The organism is Pseudomonas sp. LSJ-87 (assembly GCF_032971465.1).
Taxonomy (GTDB): domain Bacteria; phylum Pseudomonadota; class Gammaproteobacteria; order Pseudomonadales; family Pseudomonadaceae; genus Aquipseudomonas; species Aquipseudomonas putida_Z.
In genome coordinates, this window is the sequence record NZ_JAWJYQ010000039.1 from 1 (window position 1) to 16611 (window position 16611).

A 16611-nucleotide genomic window follows, 5' to 3' on the forward strand; every position below is an offset into this window, starting at 1 on the left:
TTTGCAGGCGCGGTTGGTGCAGTTGCGCGAGGGTGCAGCCGGTGGCGTCGGGGCGCTGGTACGCGATGTTGCGATTGGTGCGGGTAGGCTGCGTGCGCAGGTTACGGGTGGTTTGAAGATCAGTTCTACGGCCGCGCAAAACCTGGCAAGCGATGCGATGCGCAGCCTGCGGGATGCTGCAGCGAGTAGCGGAAGTGCCGGGCTGTTATTTGCCTTGGGCAGCATGTGGTTCCATCAGGACAGCCTGGGCAAGAACTATCGAGCGTTGCAAGAGACGCATCAGGACAACCTGGAGGCGCTTGCGGCGATCTGGTCTTCCTCCCTGGGTTTGTTGGGGGCGAGTGTGGAGGCAGCAGGACTGGCTGTTGCAGTCATACGCCCGAAGATACCGTGGCCCGGAACAGTGACGACAACGTCTTTGGGAACCGGTATTGCTCGATACGGCGCCGGCATTGCGGGAATAGCTGGAATGATGGATGGGGCACAGTACCTGTTCGCCAGCCTGCGTACTCATAAGCGCGGAGATTTAACGTCCGCAGATGGATACAGGACTGCGGGCATAATGGCTGGCGCTTCCGCCATTGCAGGTGTACTTGGAGCTTTCGGACCCGCCACATTATTTGGCCCAATCGGTATAGCTATCATTCTAGGACTGGCCGCCTATGCAATAGCTTCCGAGGCAAAGCAAAACGAATCCTCTTCAACAGAGCTTTGGGCTCGTCAAAGCAGATGGGGATTATCTGAAGACAACCGTCTCTGGACCGAAGCGAAGCATCTTGACACTGCAATTGGTGCTTTGAATGCGGCAGCAATTGGCGTTCAAGCCGAGATTTCCATAAGGACTCAACTCACCAATCATACGAACATGCAGACTTCCGAACCAAAAGGGATGATCATCGGCAACGAGCCTGCAATACCCGCAGAATACACACTCAATTATTACTTCCTCTTGCCTAAATACGCCGAGGGTACATCTCGCCATGAGTGGCATTTAAGCATTCATCGTACTGGCGTTCAAAGAGAAATCATTACCGTATCGGGTGATAGTACTCCGACTAACCAATTGCAGATCAGCCTACCAAAGGGGAAGGGAGTCTTTGGCCATATTGACAACCCACACCCTTTGGTGCGTTTCAACAACAAGAACAATACGTTGACCATACAGGGAGCTCTGCCTTTACTGATAGATCATCACATCAACGCCATTGAACTTAGCCTGCGTTACTGGCCAGACAAGCAGGACGAACTTGGGCATGCCCATGTAACAATAACAGAAAACTATATGCACAGCTTGGAGCCCCTGACAAAATGGCCCGACCCTTATTAAATCCTGCCTGCCCGGGCTGGAAGGAAGACCTCCCCGACCCTTACACAGTCGACTCAATAGAAAAATATATGGGCAATCAAATACCTAACCATCAGTGCATGACTTACTTAGAGATTCCGCGACAAAGCGTATCCTCACGAGGGGTGATTTCAACCTTCGCCTTCCTCTTGTGCATATTTTTCGCCTTTAGCCTTTACATGATGACACTTACGCTCGATCCCCGAAATTTTAAGTCGCTGCTGCTCTCAATATCTGAAGTCTTCCTGGTTAGCTGGCTGGTTACTATAGGCCTTCGCATGGATATTTCTCCACCTCGCGACGAACCCATCAGGTTCAACCGTGCGCGCCAGAGAATCTACGCCTACAACTTCAAACGCCAATGGTGGAACCCCTTCGACAAAGGCAAGGTCGTGCCGGTCAGTTACGACTGGTCCCAAGTCCGCGCCGAGCGCTGGTCACAAACCGGCGCCCTGCCAAACGGTGGGGTCATTTTCAAATGGGGTGTCATGTTGTCCATCGTCGCGCCGGGCACGAACAACGTCATCGACCGTTTTCACCTGAGTACGATGGGTGCCGACCAGCATGCCTGGGCCTACATCTGCACCTACATGCAGGAAGGCCCCTCAGCCCTGCCACCACCCGGGGAACCCAAGGATCACAACGACGTGCTCTGGTGTGAGTTCGCCCTGCGCCTGGCACCCCGAGTAGAGTGGCCAGCGGAAATGGATCTGGAGTCGAGAACCGCCCCATGAGATTACTGTCTTGCACTGCTTGCTCTGGCCCCATCGCCGGCATGCCAGCTCTCATAGAACTGCACATGACTCATTGAATTAGCGGGGACTCTGTGGGAGCGGCTTCAGCCGCGAACACCGGCGCAGCCGGTGCCATGCACCGCGTTGGATTCTTCGCGGCTAAAGCCGCTCCCACAGGGTACGCGGGCCGCTTGCGAATTCAGTTTTCTACGCGACAACGCAGCCCAAAGGGCTGGGCAATCTCTCTTGGACTGCACATGACTCATTGAATTAGCAGGGACCCTGTGGGAGCGGGCATGCCCGCGAACACCGGCGCAGCCGGTGCCATGCATCGCGCTGGATTCTTCGCGGGCACGCCCGCTCCCACAGGGGTTACATGGTCGGCGCCACCAACCTGTACCCCACCCCTGGCTCGGTGATGATGAACCGCGGCGCCGTGGGGTCATCGCCCAGCTTCTGCCGCAGATGGCCGACCACGATCCGCAGGTAATGGGTGTCATCCACATGGGTAGGCCCCCAGATATCCTTGAGCAGTTGCTGCTGGGTAATCACCCGCCCCGGGTGCCCGGCCAGCTGCGCCAGCAGCGCATACTCCTTGCGGGTCAGCGCCACTTCCACGCCATCCAGGGTCACCCGGCGAAAGGCAAAGTCCACCATCAGCGGCCCAAAACTGGCCGCCACTTCCGAGCCACCGGCCTGCGGCACCTGCCGCAGCAAGGCGCGCACCCGCGCCAGAAACTCCTGGATGCCGAACGGCTTGGTCACATAGTCGTTGGCGCCGCCATCCAGCGCATCGACCTTCTGCACTTCACTGGCGCGCACCGACAACACCAGCACCGGCACCGCGCTCCATTCGCGCAGGTCACGCAGTACCTGCTGGCCGTCCATGTCCGGAAGGCCCAGGTCAAGCACCACCAGGTCCGGCTTGCCCAAGGCCGCCTGGGCCAGCCCTTCCGTGCCGGTGGCGGCCTCGAGCACCTTGTAGCCTTGCGAGGCCAGGCTGATACGCAGGAACTTGCGGATCTGCGGTTCATCGTCGATGACCAGAAGGGTGGCGGACTGACTCATGGGGTTTCGCTTTCGGTTTCAGGTTGAGGAGGCAGCGGCAAGCATAAAGTGATGCTGGTGCCCTGGCCATCGATGCCTTCACCCACCAGGATCTGCCCGCCATGGGCGCCGATCATGCCCTGGCAGATCGCCAGGCCCAGGCCGGTGCCCTGCCCGCCGCGGTCGCCGCGAGCGGCGGTGTAGAACATGTCGAAGATCTTCTCGCGATCATCCACGGGAATACCGGGGCCCTGGTCGCTGACGGCAAAGCACAACAGAGCATCCTGCACTGACAACTGCAGCTCCAGCCGGCCATTGGCTGGCGAGAAGCGCGCGGCATTTTCCAGCACGTTGACCAGGGCCTGCTCAATCAACGCCGCATGCACGAACAGCAACGGCAGCTCGGCCGGCACGTCGGTGTGTACCCGCAGCGGCGCCAGCACCGCGCGCAGGCGGTTGAGCGCGCTGCCGACGATGTCGGCCGGGGCCACCCAGTCGCGGGCCAGCTTGAGGCCGCCGTGGCCCAGGCGGGTCATGTCGAGCAGGTTCTGGATGTAGCGGTCGAGGCGTTCGGCCTCGTTGCGGGTACCCTCCAGCAGTTCGCGGCGGTCGGCGGTGGGGATCGCCTCGCCCAGCGCCAGCAGGCTGTCGATGCTGCCGCGCATGGCGGTCAGCGGGGTGCGCAAATCATGGGAAACGGACGCGAGCAAGGCGCTGCGCAGCTGCTCGGTTTCGCCATGCAGGCGCGCGGCCTCCAGCTGTTCGGCCAGGCGCGCGCGGGCCAGGGCCTGGGCCAGTGGCTGACCAAGGGCGGTGAGCAGGCGCCGGCGCGGGTCGCTGAGCGGCTGGCCGGAGCGTGGGCGCACACCGAGCAATGCCAGTGGCTGTTCATCCACCGCCAGCGGCCACCACCACCAGCGGCCATTGGGCAGGGTGTCGCTGCCATGACCGGCAGCCTGGCCGTGCTGCCAGGCCCATTCTGCGGCGGCGCGTTCGTTATCGCTGAAGGCATGAGCTTCGCCGCTGGCCACCTGCAACTGGCCTTCGACATTGCGCTCCAGCAGGCACACCTGCATGTCCTGCCAACCGTCCAGGTGCTGGCCGGCGGCGTTGAACACCGCCTGGCGGTCGGTGGCCACGGTCAGCCGGCGCGACAGGTCGAGCAACTGGCTGGTCTGCGCCTGGGTCTCGCGCAGCGCCTGCAACTGGCGGCGCTGGCGGGCAGCCAGGTTGCCGGTGAGTGCAGCCATCAACAGGAAGAACACCAAGGTCAGCACGTCTTCTTCGCGCTGGATCCTGAACGACAGGTTGGGCGGGATGAACAGGAAGTCGTAGGTCAGGAACGACAGCACCGCGCAGGCCAGCGCAGGCCCCAGGCTGCTGCGCACCGCCACCAGCAACACCGCGGCCAAAAACACCAGCGAGATGTTGGGCAGGGCCAGCACACTCGACACCGCCCAGGCCAGGCCCGCGGCCATGAGCGTTGCCAGCAGCGCCAGCAGGTAATGGCGCCAGACCCACACCCGCCGCACCGCCGAACGTGGCGCTTGCGGCTGCGCGTCGCTGTCCAGCACGTTGATTTCCAGGCCGTGGCTTTCGCGCAGCAGCCGCGCGGCCACACCGGCACCGAACAGGCGCCGGCGCAGGCGGTCGCGGGACTGCCCGACCAGCACCAGGCTGGCCCGCCGTTCGGCGGCATGCTGGATCAGCGTGCGCACCACTTCGCCGGCACGCAGCAGTACCACCTCCCCGCCCAGGCGTTCGGCCAGTTGCTGGGCAGCTTGCAGGCGCTGGCGCGCGGTTTCGTCGCGCAGGCGGCCGTTGTCCACGTGCACCAGGCTCCAGGGCAGGTGGCGGCGTTGCGCCACGCGGCTGGCATGGCGCACCAAACGCTCCGCCTGGTCGTCGCCATCCACGCCCACCAGCAAGCGCCCACGCAGGGCCGGGGCTTCCTGGCCGCGTTGGCGATAACCGTGGGCCAGGTCGGCATCCACCTGGGCGGCGGCGGTCTGCATGGCCAGTTCGCGCAGGGCGGTAAGGTTGGTTTGCGAGAAGAACGCATCGATGGCGGCCCGCGCCTGCTCGGGCACGTACACCTTGCCTTCGCGCAGGCGTTCGAGCAGCTCCCGGGGTGGCAGGTCGATCAGCACCAGCTCGAAGGCTTCCTGCAGTACCCAGTCCGGCAGGGTTTCGCGCACTTGCACGCCGGTAATGTCGCGGACCTTGTCGTTGAGGCTTTCCAGGTGCTGGACGTTGACCGTGGTGTACACATCGATGCCGGCGGCCAGCAGTTCCTGTACGTCCTGCCAGCGTTTGGCGTGGCGGCTGCCGGGCGCATTGGTGTGGGCCAGTTCGTCGACCAGCACCAGGGCCGGCGCGGCCTTGAGCAGGCCGTCCAGGTCCATTTCCTCGAGGGTGACGCCGCGGTACTGGCTGCGCAGCAGGGGCTGCTGCTGAAGGCCTGCGAGCAATACCTCGGTTTCGGCACGGCCATGGGTTTCGACCACACCGGCCAGCACTTGCACGCCCTGGCGTTGCTGGGCGTGGGCGGCCTGGAGCATGGCGAAGGTCTTGCCGACGCCGGGGGCGGCGCCAAGGAACACCTTCAACCGCCCCCGGCCGCTTCGCGGGAGGGTAGCCAACAGCGCGTCTGCGCGGGCGGAGTCACTCATCTTTCATCCTTTGCTATTTCCAGCAAGCCGCAAATCCAGGAACAAACACCGTACCTGTGGGAGCGGGTTCACCCGCGAATGCAGTAGTAGCGCCACCGACGCATTCGCGGGTAAACCCGCTCCCACAGGGTCCCTGCTAGCCCCTCAAGTCATCTATCAATGGCTGAGGTTTTCCAAGGCCTGGTTCAAGGCCAGCACATTGACCACCGGCGGGCCGATCAATGGGTGGAGGGTGGCCTCTTCCAGCAAGCCTTGCAAGCGCTCCACCGGCAACTGCCGTGCCGCCGCCACCCGCGGGATCTGGTAGGCCACGGCCTCCGGCGGCAGGTGCGGGTCGAGGCCGCTGCCCGAGGTGGTGAGCAGCGCCTGGGGCACCGGCCCCTGCTGCGCCTGGTACAACGCAGCCGCATCGCCCTTGACCCGCTCGGCCAGCGCCGGGTTGCTCGGCGACAGGTTGCTGGCGCCGCTGGCTACAGTGGCGTAGGCGCCTGCCGATGGCCGCGCGTGGAACCAGCCATCGCCCTGGAAATCCTGGGCGATCAGCGCCGAACCGCGCACCTGGCCCTGGTCATCGCGCACCAGGCTGCCATTGGCCTGGCTGGGGAAAACCACCTGGGCAATACCGGTCACCGCCAGCGGATACAGCGCGCCGGTCACCAGGGTCATCAACAGGGCCAGGCTCAATGCCGGGCGTACATAAGCATTCATGGTGGCCTCCTCAGACCAGGTGCAGGGCATTGAGCAGCAGGTCGATCAGCTTGATCCCGGCAAACGGCACGACAATGCCGCCCAACCCGTAGATCAGCAGGTTGCGCCGCAGCAGGTGCGCCGCACTGGAGGCCTGCACCCGCACGCCGCGCAGCGCCAGCGGGATCAGCACGATGATGATCAGCGCGTTGAACACGATGGCCGACAGAATCGCACTCTGCGGGCTGGCCAGGTGCATCAGGTTGAGCACGCCCAGTTGCGGGTAGATGGCGGCGAACAGCGCCGGCAGGATGGCGAAGTATTTGGCCACATCGTTGGCGATGGAGAAGGTGGTCAACGCGCCGCGGGTCACCAGCAGCTCCTTGCCGACCTGCACCACATCCAGCAACTTGGTCGGGTCGCTGTCCAGGTCGACCATGTTGGCCGCCTCGCGCGCGGCCTGGGTGCCGTCGTTCATGGCCATGCCCACGTCTGCCTGGGCCAGGGCCGGGGCGTCGTTGGCGCCGTCGCCGCACATCGCCACCAGGCGGCCGTCGTTCTGCTCCTGGCGGATGCGCGCCAGCTTCTTCTCTGGCGTGGCCTCGGCCAGCACGTCATCCACGCCGGCCTCGGCAGCGATGGCAGCAGCGGTCAGCGGGTTGTCGCCGGTCACCATCACCGTGCGGATGCCCAGCTTGCGCAGTTCGGCAAAGCGCTCGCGGATGCCGGGCTTGACCACATCCTTGAGGTGGATCACGCCGAGCAGGCGCTTGTCGATGCACACCAGCAGCGGTGTACCGCCGCTCTGGGCAATGCGCTCCACTTCACGGGCCAGTGCCAGGGGCATTTCCAGGCGTTGCATGCCGACGAACGCCAGCACGGCATCGACGGCGCCCTTGCGGTAGCGGTGCTGCTGCAGGTCGATGCCCGACAGGCGCGTCTCGGCGCTGAACGCCACCGCCTCGAATTGCCCGGCGGCCGGTTCGACGAAGTCATGCAACTGGCGCAGGTACTCGACGATCGACTTGCCCTCGGCGGTGTCGTCTGCCAGCGAGGCCAGCAAGGCACCCTCCCCCAGCTCGCGGGCGGTGATGCCCGGTGCGGCATGCAGGGCGCTGCAGCGGCGGTTGCCGAAGGTGATGGTGCCGGTCTTGTCGAGCATCAGCGTATGCACATCACCGGCCGCCTCCACCGCGCGGCCGGAACGGGCGATGACGTTCAGCCGCACCAGCCGGTCCATGCCGGCGATGCCGATGGCCGACAGCAGGCCGCCGATGGTGGTGGGGATCAGCGTCACCAGCAATGCGGCGAGAAAGATCAGCGGCAGGCTGCCACCGACGAAGCGGGCGAACGGCTGCAGGGTCACCACCACGATCAGGAAGATCAGGGTCAGGCCGATCAGCAGGATGTCGAGAGCGATCTCGTTCGGGGTCTTCTGCCGCTTGGCGCCTTCGACCAGGGCAATCATGCGGTCGAGGGTCGATTCGCCCGGGTTGCTGGTGATGCGGATCAACAACCAGTCTGAGACCAGCCGGGTATTGCCGGTCACCGCCGAGCGGTCGCCGCCGGACTCGCGGATCACCGGCGCGGACTCGCCGGTAATGGCGGCCTCGTTGACCGCAGCGATACCTTCGAGCACCTCGCCGTCACCGGGGATCATTTCGCCGGCCACCACGCGCACCACATCGTCCTTGCGCAGCGCACTGGCCGCGACGGTCTCGTAGCTGCCATCGCGCTTGCGACGCTGGGCGGTCAGGCCCTGGCTGCCGGCCTTGAGGCTGTCGGCGCGGGCCTTGCCACGGCCTTCGGCAAGGGCCTCGGCGAAGTTGGCGAACAGCACGGTGAACCACAGCCACAGGGCGATCTGCACGGCAACGCCGGTGCTCACGCCGCTGCCGGGGGCAAAGCACAGGACGGTGGTCAGCACAGCAGTCAGGGCGACTACCAGCATCACCGGCGAGCGTTTGAGCTGGCGCGGGTCGAGCTTGACGAATGCTTGCACCAGCGCCGGGCGCCACAACGCGGCGAAGCGGGTCTGGTCCTTGGCACTATGCCGAGCTTGTACTTCAGGAATGGGCATGTTCATGGTCGGTCCTCAAAAACCCAGGCTCAAGTGTTCGGCGATCGGCCCAAGGGCCAGGGTCGGCAGGAAGGTCAGGCCACCGACCAGCAGGATGGTGACCAGCAGCAGGCCGGTGAACAGCGGGCCATGGGTGGGGAAGCTGTTCAGCCCTTGGGGCGCGCTTTTCTTCGCCGCCAGGCAGCCGGCCAACGCCAACACCGGCAGGATGTAGCCGAAGCGGCCGACAAGCATGGCCAGGCCAATCATCAGGTTGTGGAACACCGTATTGGCACCGAAGCCGGCAAAGGCCGAGCCGTTGTTGGCCGTGCCCGAGGTGTAGGCGTACAGCAGCTGGCTGAAGCCATGCGCGCCCGGGTTGCTGACCGCACCCGCCGGGCCCGGCAGGCTGGCGGCGATGGCGCCGAGCACCAGCACGCCGACCGGCATCACCAGCAGGGTCGCCACCAGTAACTGCACCTCGCGGGCCTGCAATTTCTTGCCCAGGTATTCCGGGGTGCGGCCGATCATCAGCCCGGCCAGGAACACCGCGATCAGCACGAACAGCAGCATGCCGTACAGCCCTGCACCAACGCCGCCAAAGATCACCTCACCGACCATCATGTTGACCATCGCCACCATGCCGGTCAGCGGGTTGAGGCTGTCGTGCATGGCATTGACCGAACCGTTGGAGGCAGAGGTGGTAGTCACTGTCCACAGCACCGAACCGGTGGTGCCGAAGCGGCTTTCCTTGCCCTCCATGGGGGCGCTTTGCTGTACCTGCCCGCTCTCGAGGGCCGGGTTGGGCTGGTACTCGGACCACAACGCCGTGCTGCCGCCGATCAGGAACAGGGCGAGCATGCAGGCGAGGATGGCGCGGCTCTGGCGCAGGTCCTTCACGTAGTGACCAAAGGTGAACACCAGCGCCACCGGAATGAGGATGATCGAAGCCACCTCGAACAGGTTGCTCCAGGCCGTAGGGTTTTCGAACGGGTGCGCCGAGTTGACCCCGAAGAAGCCACCGCCATTGGTACCCAGCTGCTTGATGGCGATCTGGCTGGCGGCCGGGCCCAGCGGGATGGTCTGCTCGGTGCCTTGCAGGGTGACCGCGTGGGCGTAGTCGGCCAAGGTTTGCGGTACGCCCTGCCATACCAGCAGCAACGCCAGCAGCAGGCACAGCGGCAGCAGGCCGTAGAGGGTGGCGCGGGTCATGTCGACCCAGAAGTTGCCCAGCGTCGTGGCGCTGCGCCGGGCGATGCCGCGGCACAGGGCGACCAGCACGGCCAGGCCGGTGGCGGCACTGACGAAGTTCTGCACGGTCAGGCCGAGCATCTGGCTCAGATAGCTGACCGACGCCTCACCACTGTAGGCCTGCCAGTTGGTGTTGGTGACGAAGCTGACCGCGGTGTTGAACGCCAGCGACCATTCCTGGCCGGGCAGATGCTGCGGGTTGAATGGCAGGTAGCCCTGCAACAGCAGCACGGCGAACAGCAGCAGGAACCCGGCCAGGTTGAAGGCCAGCAGGGCCAGGGTGTACTGCTGCCAGTTCTGTTCCTGGTCGGCGCGCACGCCCGCCAGCCGGTAGCAGGTTTGCTCGACCGGGCCCAGCAGGGGCGACAGCCAGGTGCGCTGGCCTTCCATGACCTTGAAGTAGAACCGCCCGAGCCAGGGTGCCGGCAGCAGCACGATGGCGAAAAATGCCAACAGCAAGGCGAAGTCGTAACTGTGCATGGCCGCTCCCTAGCTGCGATCGGCGCGCAGCAGCGCCACCAGCAGATAAAACGCCAATGCCACTGCCAGCAGCAGTGACAGCCCGTCGAGCATGTTCATGTGTGGTTCTCCCCGTGGTGCGGCTTGGGCCGCTTTGGGGAAATTGTCCGAGCGAGGGGCGTAAAGGGGCGAGATTGGGGGGTGGGGATGGGAATAAAGAAGGCGTAAAAATCGGGGATTGAGGCTGCCTGGGCCGGCCTCTTCGCGGGTAAACCCGCTCCCACAGGGACCGCACCACTCTCCCAGGCTGCGGAGATCCTTGTGGGAGCGGGTTCACCCGCGAAGAGGCCAGTACAGGTTTACTGCTGAGGCGCCTGCGGGACGGCGTTGCGGCTCCAGTCCAGCAGCAAGCTGTAGCCGACCGCCAGCAAGGTCGGCCCGATAAACAGGCCAATGAAGCCAAAGGCGATCAAACCGCCGAACACCCCCAGCAGCACAATCACCAGCGGCAGGTTGCCGCCACGGCTGATCAGGTACGGTTTGAGCACGTTGTCCACGCCACTGATGATGAAGGTGCCCCAAACCCCCAGGAACACCGCCATGCCGTATTCGCCCTTCCATACCAGCCAGCCCGTGGCCGGGATCCAGGCCAGTGGCGGGCCCATGGGGATCAGGCTGAGCATGAAGGTCACCAGCCCCAGCACGATGGCCCCGGGCACACCGGCAATCAGGAAGCCGATCAACGCCAGCACGCCCTGCGCGGCGGCCGTACCGATCACCCCGTTGACCACCCGCTGCACCGTACCGGCCACCAGCTCCAGGTAGTACTCGGCACGGTCGCCCATCAAGCGGTGCAGCAAGCGCAGGACGAACGCCGCCAAGCGCGGGCCGTCACGGTAGAAGAAGAACACGAATACCAGGCTGAGGGTCAGCTCCAGCACGCCGCTGCCGATCTGCGCGCTGCGCGCCAGCAACCAGTTGCCCACCTGCCCCAGGTGCGGCTTGACCGAGGCCAGCAAGGCCGCGCCCTGCTGGTCCAGCGATTGCCACCAGCTGACCAGGCGCTCGCCAACCAACGGGATGCCACCCAGCCACGCCGGAGCATCGGGCAGGCCGTCCACCTGCACGTCACGCACGAACGCCGTCGCATCGCGAATGTGGTCGGCCAGGTTGAACCCCAGCCACACCAGCGGCAGCGCCACGATCAGGATCCAGGCAGTGGTCAGCAGGCTGGCCGCCAGGGTTTCGCGCCCGCCCAGCGCACGCGTCAGCAAGCGCATCAACGGCCAGCTGGCAAAGGCCAGGATGGCCCCCCACAACAGCGCTGAAATGAAAGGTGCCATCACCCACAGGCCGGCACCCAGCAGCGCCAGCAGCAGAATCTGGACCAGCAAGCGGTCATTGTTAGCCATGGTGGTGCCCGTTCAACGGATCAGTTCAAGGTGCAGGCCGTCGGTAGGCGCGCTACCGACTTCGAGGCGGCCATTGCGCACCCCCGCCTTGACCAGCGCCTCGCGCCAGGCTTCAGCCTGGGCGCCACTGAGGCTGGCACGCAGGGTGCTGTCGAGGTTCAGGCTGCGGGCCAGCAGGTTCGCCCAGGCGTCTTGCGGTGCGGCCAGGTCAGGGTAGTCGAGCTTGCCGGTGTCGCGCATTTCGCGCAGCACCGTGGCGGCGGTCGGCAGCAGTTCGCCCAGCGGGCTGCCGGCGACGAACTCTTCCACGTGCAGGTAGGCGCGGCGGTTGCCGCGGGTGACGCTGTACAGCGCGACCAGGGTATCGGCCTGCTCCGCCGAGCGGCGCAGCAGGATGAACGCCTGCTGCTCGTCGCCGCCGTTGAGGCGGGCATTGGCGAACACATCATTGGCCCACAGGCTGGCCTCGCCGCAATCGCGGCCCTGGCACCAGAACAGCGGGTAGCCGCCGTCGCGCTGCAGTGCTTCGCGAGCGCTGGTGAAGGCTTCGCGGGCGGTACGCTCGACCGGCAGTTCGTAGGTTACCGAGCTGACCTGGCCACGGCTTTCGACCTTGTCCTCGACCCGCAGGCGGCCGCTGATCTTGCGCAGCGGGCCCATGGGGTAGACACGCTCCTGCTCCACGGCCGGGCGCTGGTCGACCACCTTGGCGTCCACCGGTACCGGCAGGCTGCCGGCCCACAAAACGGGGCTGGCGAACACCAGGCAGGCAGCGAAGGCATTACGGATGGCAACAGGCGCGCTCATTGGCGAACCAGGCGGCGCTCAGCGCCGAGGTGAAGCTCCAGGATGTCTGGCAGTTGCATGGTTGTCTCCCTGTTCAACCCGCCAAGCCTCGACACTTGTCCGGTGCAAGTCAAGCAAAGCCAAAGAAGCGATTGAAACAGTCTGCGACAAGGGCCGCGCCCTGCTCATCGTTCAGGTGCAGGTGATGGCCACCGGGCAGCGTCACCTGCTCGAAGGGTAGCTGCTCCAGCAACCCTGTGTGGCGCGCCAGCATGCCGTCGGCAGCCACCACCAGGCGCGCCGGGCAACTCACCCGGCGCACGTAGGCCATGGCCTGGGCCTCGCTCAGGCGCACTGGCGAAGGCAGGGTCAGGCGGCTGTCGCTGCGCCAGCTGTAACCGCCGGACACCGGCATCAGGCCACGCTGGGCCAGCAGCTCGGCTGCCTCGCGGCTGACCGCGACCATGCCTTTCATGCGCGCCTGCACGCCCTGCTCCAGTGTGGTGTACACCGACTTGCGCTTGCCATCCAGGCGCAACTGGGCCTGCAGTGCCATGCCCAACCGCTCGCCGGCGTCCTGCTCGGCGCCGGTCGGCGGGATGACGCCGTCGATCAAGGCCAGATGGCTGACCCGCTCCGGCAGCGCGCCAGCCAGTTGCACGGAAATGATTGCCCCCAGCGAATGGCCCAGCAGGGCGAACCGTTGCCAACCCAGCTGCTCGGCCACCCGCAGCACGTCATGGGCGTAGTCGGCCAGGGCATAGCCGGCGCCGAGCGGCCGGTGCTCGGAGTAACCATGCCCGGCCAGGTCCAGGGCGACGATGCGCAGGCCTTTCAGCTGCGGCGCCAGGCGGGCGAAGCTGTTGGCGTTGTCCAGCCAGCCATGCAGGGCGATTACCGGCAGCCCGTCCTCGGGGCCGAGCAGGTGCGCTGCCAGTTCGATATGGCCCAGGCTCAGGCGGATTTCCTCGACCTGCGCGCTCATGCCTGGCTCCAGCGGTCGAACAGGCCCTTGATCAGGCTGGCGGTGTCGGTTGGTCGCTCCAGCGGGAACATGTGCCCACCCGGCACGCTGTGGAACTCGCCCCTGGGCATGCCGCGCACGGCCAGTGTGTGGTGGCGGCGAATGACGTTGCTGCGGTCGCCACGGACCATGGCCAGCGGCACCTGCAATTGCCGCGCGGGCGCAGGGCTGGTATGCGGGATGCTGCGGTAGATGCTGATTTCCGTGGCTGGGTCGAAGCGCAACTGCAGCCCCTGCTCCATCGCCTGCAGGCCGTGCTCTATGTAGGCATCGAGGCAGTCGGGGTCGAAATGGCGGAACAGTGACTTGCCGGCGAAATAGTCCCGGGCACTGTCGCGGTCATTGAAGGTTTCGCGGCGCCCCAGGGTGCGGCCAGCCGGGGTGATACGGTCAATGAAGCCGAAGCGCTTGGCGGTGCGCAGCAGCCACTGGTCGGCGCGGGTGAGCACCGGCGAGTCGAGCATCACCACGCCGCGGTAGTACTCGGGGCAGCGCAAGGCTGCGTGCAGGTGCAACACCCCGCCCAGCGAATGGCCGACGCCCCATACCGGCTGGTCCTGCCGGGCCAGGTGATGCAGCAGTTCATCGACCAGGCTCTGCCAGTTGTCGTCCACCGGAAAGCGCGGATCGTGGCCGTGCTGGGCCAGGTGCTGCACCTGGTAGTCCGGTGCCAGGGCGGCGAACAGCTTGCCGTAGGTGGCCGAGGGGAAACCGTTGGCATGGGCGAAGAAGATCTGCTGCGACATGGCGCCGGGTCCGGATGGGGGATGATGGCCCATTGTCGGTATCGCGGGGCAGTTCGGCAACGTCCGGAAAGGTCATCGGCGAGGGCTATCAGGTCAGGCTTGCGGGAGATCGCCCAGCCCTTTGGGCTGCGCTGTCGCGTAGATAACTGAGTTCGCAAGCAATCCGCAAACACTGTGGGAGCGGCTTTAGCCGCGAAGAATCCAACACGGTGCATTGCACCGGCTGCGCCGGTGTTCGCGGCTAAAGCCGCTCCCACAGATCAAGGCGGGGGCGGTACCTGTCCGCGCAGCGCCCCCCTGGGTTTCAGGCCGGCGAGTTGATCGCCCGAAGGGTCATCAACCCAGCCAGCGGCCAGTCCCCTTCCAGCTCTGCCAGGCTTGCTGTGCTCATGCTTGCCGGTTGCTGCTGGTGGCCATGCTCCAACGCCCCTACCAGGGTACCCACCAGCGGCTGGTGGCTGACCAGCAGCACATGCTCCAGGCCCAGGCGCTCGATTTTGCCGATTACCTGCTGCACATCACTGTCAGGCGTCAGCCAGGGCACGGTGCGCACCGGCTCGGCGAAGCCCAGGGTGTCATGCACCAGGGCGGCCGTTTGCTGGGCGCGTACGTAAGGGCTGGCGATGATCGCCTGCAGCGGCTGGCCCAGCAGGCGGGCGGCGCTGTGCAGCACCTGCTCGCGACCATGGGCGGTCAGCCGGCGCTCGGCATCGCTGCTGGCCCGCGGCTCCGCTTCACCGTGGCGCAGCACCCACAGCTTCACAGCTTGGGCTCCTCGTCACGCACCGGGTGCGGGGCCGGGGCCACCGCGTGCGGCGCCTCGCCTTCCGGGGCACGCGGTGCCGGCCAGTCGGCGAACGGCCAGGGCTTCTGGTCGCTGTGGAAGCTGCCAAAGCGGCCGATCTGCGCCAGGTACTGGCTCAGGCTGTCGCCGAAGTTCATCAGGCTGGCGCTGGGGGCGCCGTACACCAGGCGGTAGATCAGTTGTACCAGCACCAGGCCACCGAGCAGCAGCTCGGCCAGCTGCCAGACCACCAGGAACACCACCATCCACAGGACCCGCAGGATGATCGACTCGCGCTGGGCGCGTTCGGGCGTATCGTTCATGTGTTGCTCCTTGCTGTTGTCAGAGCCGCTGACGGCTCAGTTGAAACCGCTGATGGAAATGAAATCGACATCGGTCTTCGGCTCGGCACGCATCAGGTGCTCGATCACCTGATTCAGCGTGCGGCCTTCGAACAGGATGGCATGCAGGCCAGCCACCAGCGGCATGTACACCTGCACTTCCTGCGCCTTGGCCTTGAGCACCTTGAGGGTGTTGACGCCTTCGGCCACTTCGCCCAGACGGTTGACCGCCTGCTCCAGGCTCAGGCCCTGGCCCAGCGCGTGGCCGACCTGGTAGTTGCGGCTCTTGGGCGAGGAACAGGTGACGATCAGGTCACCGACACCGGCCAGGCCGAGGAAGGTCATGGGGTTGGCACCCTGGCTGACGGCGAAGCGGGTCATCTCGGCCAGGGCGCGGGTAATCAGCATGCTCTTGGTGTTCTCGCCCATGCCCAGGGCCACCGCCATGCCGGCGATGATGGCGTAGACGTTCTTCAGCGCCCCGCCCAGCTCGACGCCAAAGCGGTCGGCACTGGCATAGACGCGGAAGGTACGCCCATGCAGCACGGCCTGCACCTGCTGGCACAGTTTTTCGTCCTCGCTGGCAACCACCGTGGCGGTCAGCGCATGCTCGGCGATTTCACGGGCCAGGTTGGGGCCGGACAGCACGCCGATTCGCGCCTCGGGGGCGATTTCCTCGAGGATCTGGCTCATCAGCTTGAAGCTTTGCGCTTCGATGCCCTTGGTCAGGCTGACCAGGCCCTTGCCGCGCAGCAGCTCGGCATGCGGGGCCAGCACGCTGCGCAAGGCGCTCGATGGCAGGGCGACGAAAATCAGCTCGCTGGCCTGCAGGGTGGCCAGCAGGTCGCTGACCGGCTCGACGCCGTCGTGCAGGCGGATGCCCTTGAGGTAGCGCGGATTCTCGCGATTGACGCGCATGGCCTCGGCCTGTTCCGGGTCGCGCATCCATTGGCGCACCGGCACACCGTTTTCTGCCAGCAGGTTCGCCACGGCGGTGCCGAAGCTGCCGCCTCCCAGAACTGCAACAGGTTGCTGTTCAGTCATATCCAATCCGTTAAAGCCAAAAGTTAAGTGGCGACCCGGCCATTATACGGCTCGCCTGCTACAGAACCAGTGTCAGTACTGGCCTCTTCGCGGGTAAACCCGCTCCCACAGGTACAACGAAGCCTTCAGTAGCGGTGCGGTCCTTGTGGGAGCGGGTTTACCCGCGAAAGGGCCATCACGGGTAATGCAGATCACTGGCAAATACGCCACGGTCAGTTAC

At 65.3% G+C, this 16611-nt stretch carries 14 protein-coding genes and 1 pseudogene; 2 read left to right on the forward strand and 13 right to left on the reverse strand.

All coding sequences use genetic code 11. From position 1 onward, the window contains the following. Positions 1-1327, forward strand: a pseudogene (locus tag RYH74_RS20470) (hypothetical protein); the annotation flags it as partial. After that, a complete protein-coding gene (locus tag RYH74_RS20475) occupies positions 1309-2079 on the forward strand; it encodes a DUF6708 domain-containing protein (protein WP_237140950.1) in 771 nt (256 codons plus the stop codon). The pseudogene RYH74_RS20470 and the gene RYH74_RS20475, both read left to right, overlap by 19 nt. Before the next feature lie 372 nt (positions 2080-2451). Here RYH74_RS20475 and RYH74_RS20480 read toward each other — a convergent pair whose 3' ends face one another. The 13 genes from RYH74_RS20480 to RYH74_RS20540 all read right to left on the reverse strand — a co-directional run bounded on the left by RYH74_RS20480 (position 2452) and on the right by RYH74_RS20540 (position 16391). Beyond that, the gene (locus tag RYH74_RS20480; protein WP_025339949.1) at positions 2452-3147 is read right to left on the reverse strand and encodes a response regulator; all 696 of its coding nucleotides are present in this window, start codon (positions 3145-3147) and stop codon (positions 2452-2454) included. Beyond that, positions 3144-5798, reverse strand: coding sequence for a sensor histidine kinase KdpD (locus RYH74_RS20485; protein ID WP_317410041.1), 2655 nt, complete (start codon positions 5796-5798; stop codon positions 3144-3146). Before RYH74_RS20485 ends, RYH74_RS20480 begins: the two co-directional genes overlap by 4 nt. Before the next feature lie 156 nt (positions 5799-5954). Further along, entirely contained in the window at positions 5955-6506 is a 552-nt protein-coding gene (gene kdpC / locus RYH74_RS20490; RefSeq protein WP_286100230.1) for a potassium-transporting ATPase subunit KdpC, read from the reverse strand. 10 nt (positions 6507-6516) lie between these two features. Beyond that, positions 6517-8571, reverse strand: a complete 2055-nt coding sequence (kdpB, locus tag RYH74_RS20495; protein ID WP_317410042.1) for a potassium-transporting ATPase subunit KdpB — start codon at positions 8569-8571, stop codon at positions 6517-6519. A gap of 9 nt (positions 8572-8580) precedes the next feature. Beyond that, positions 8581-10275, reverse strand: coding sequence for a potassium-transporting ATPase subunit KdpA (gene kdpA, locus RYH74_RS20500; RefSeq protein ID WP_075045830.1), 1695 nt, complete (start codon positions 10273-10275; stop codon positions 8581-8583). A gap of 9 nt (positions 10276-10284) precedes the next feature. Then, positions 10285-10374 carry a K(+)-transporting ATPase subunit F gene (gene kdpF, locus RYH74_RS20505; RefSeq protein WP_003251485.1) on the reverse strand — a complete coding sequence of 30 codons (90 nt, stop codon included), beginning with the start codon at positions 10372-10374 and terminating at the stop codon, positions 10285-10287. A gap of 239 nt (positions 10375-10613) precedes the next feature. Beyond that, complete coding sequence (locus RYH74_RS20510; RefSeq protein ID WP_317410043.1) at positions 10614-11666, reverse strand: AI-2E family transporter; 1053 nt, start codon at positions 11664-11666, stop codon at positions 10614-10616. A gap of 12 nt (positions 11667-11678) precedes the next feature. Then, on the reverse strand, positions 11679-12473 hold the full coding sequence (locus RYH74_RS20515) for a DUF4892 domain-containing protein (RefSeq protein WP_025339954.1): 795 nt from the start codon (positions 12471-12473) through the stop codon (positions 11679-11681). Between the two features lie 109 nt (positions 12474-12582). Further along, a complete protein-coding gene (locus RYH74_RS20520) occupies positions 12583-13437 on the reverse strand; it encodes an alpha/beta hydrolase (RefSeq protein WP_317410044.1) in 855 nt (284 codons plus the stop codon). Further along, a complete protein-coding gene (locus tag RYH74_RS20525; RefSeq protein ID WP_317410045.1) occupies positions 13434-14222 on the reverse strand; it encodes an alpha/beta hydrolase in 789 nt (262 codons plus the stop codon). The genes RYH74_RS20520 and RYH74_RS20525 overlap by 4 nt, the downstream gene beginning before the upstream one ends. A 304-nt stretch (positions 14223-14526) precedes the next feature. After that, positions 14527-14985 carry a phosphohistidine phosphatase SixA gene (sixA, locus tag RYH74_RS20530; protein ID WP_317410046.1) on the reverse strand — a complete coding sequence of 153 codons (459 nt, stop codon included), beginning with the start codon at positions 14983-14985 and terminating at the stop codon, positions 14527-14529. Next, positions 14982-15329, reverse strand: a complete 348-nt coding sequence (locus RYH74_RS20535) for a DUF4389 domain-containing protein (RefSeq protein WP_025339957.1) — start codon at positions 15327-15329, stop codon at positions 14982-14984. The genes sixA and RYH74_RS20535 overlap by 4 nt, the downstream gene beginning before the upstream one ends. Before the next feature lie 36 nt (positions 15330-15365). Continuing rightward, positions 15366-16391, reverse strand: coding sequence for an NAD(P)H-dependent glycerol-3-phosphate dehydrogenase (locus RYH74_RS20540; RefSeq protein WP_025339958.1), 1026 nt, complete (start codon positions 16389-16391; stop codon positions 15366-15368). Between the last annotated feature and the right edge of the window lie 220 nt (positions 16392-16611).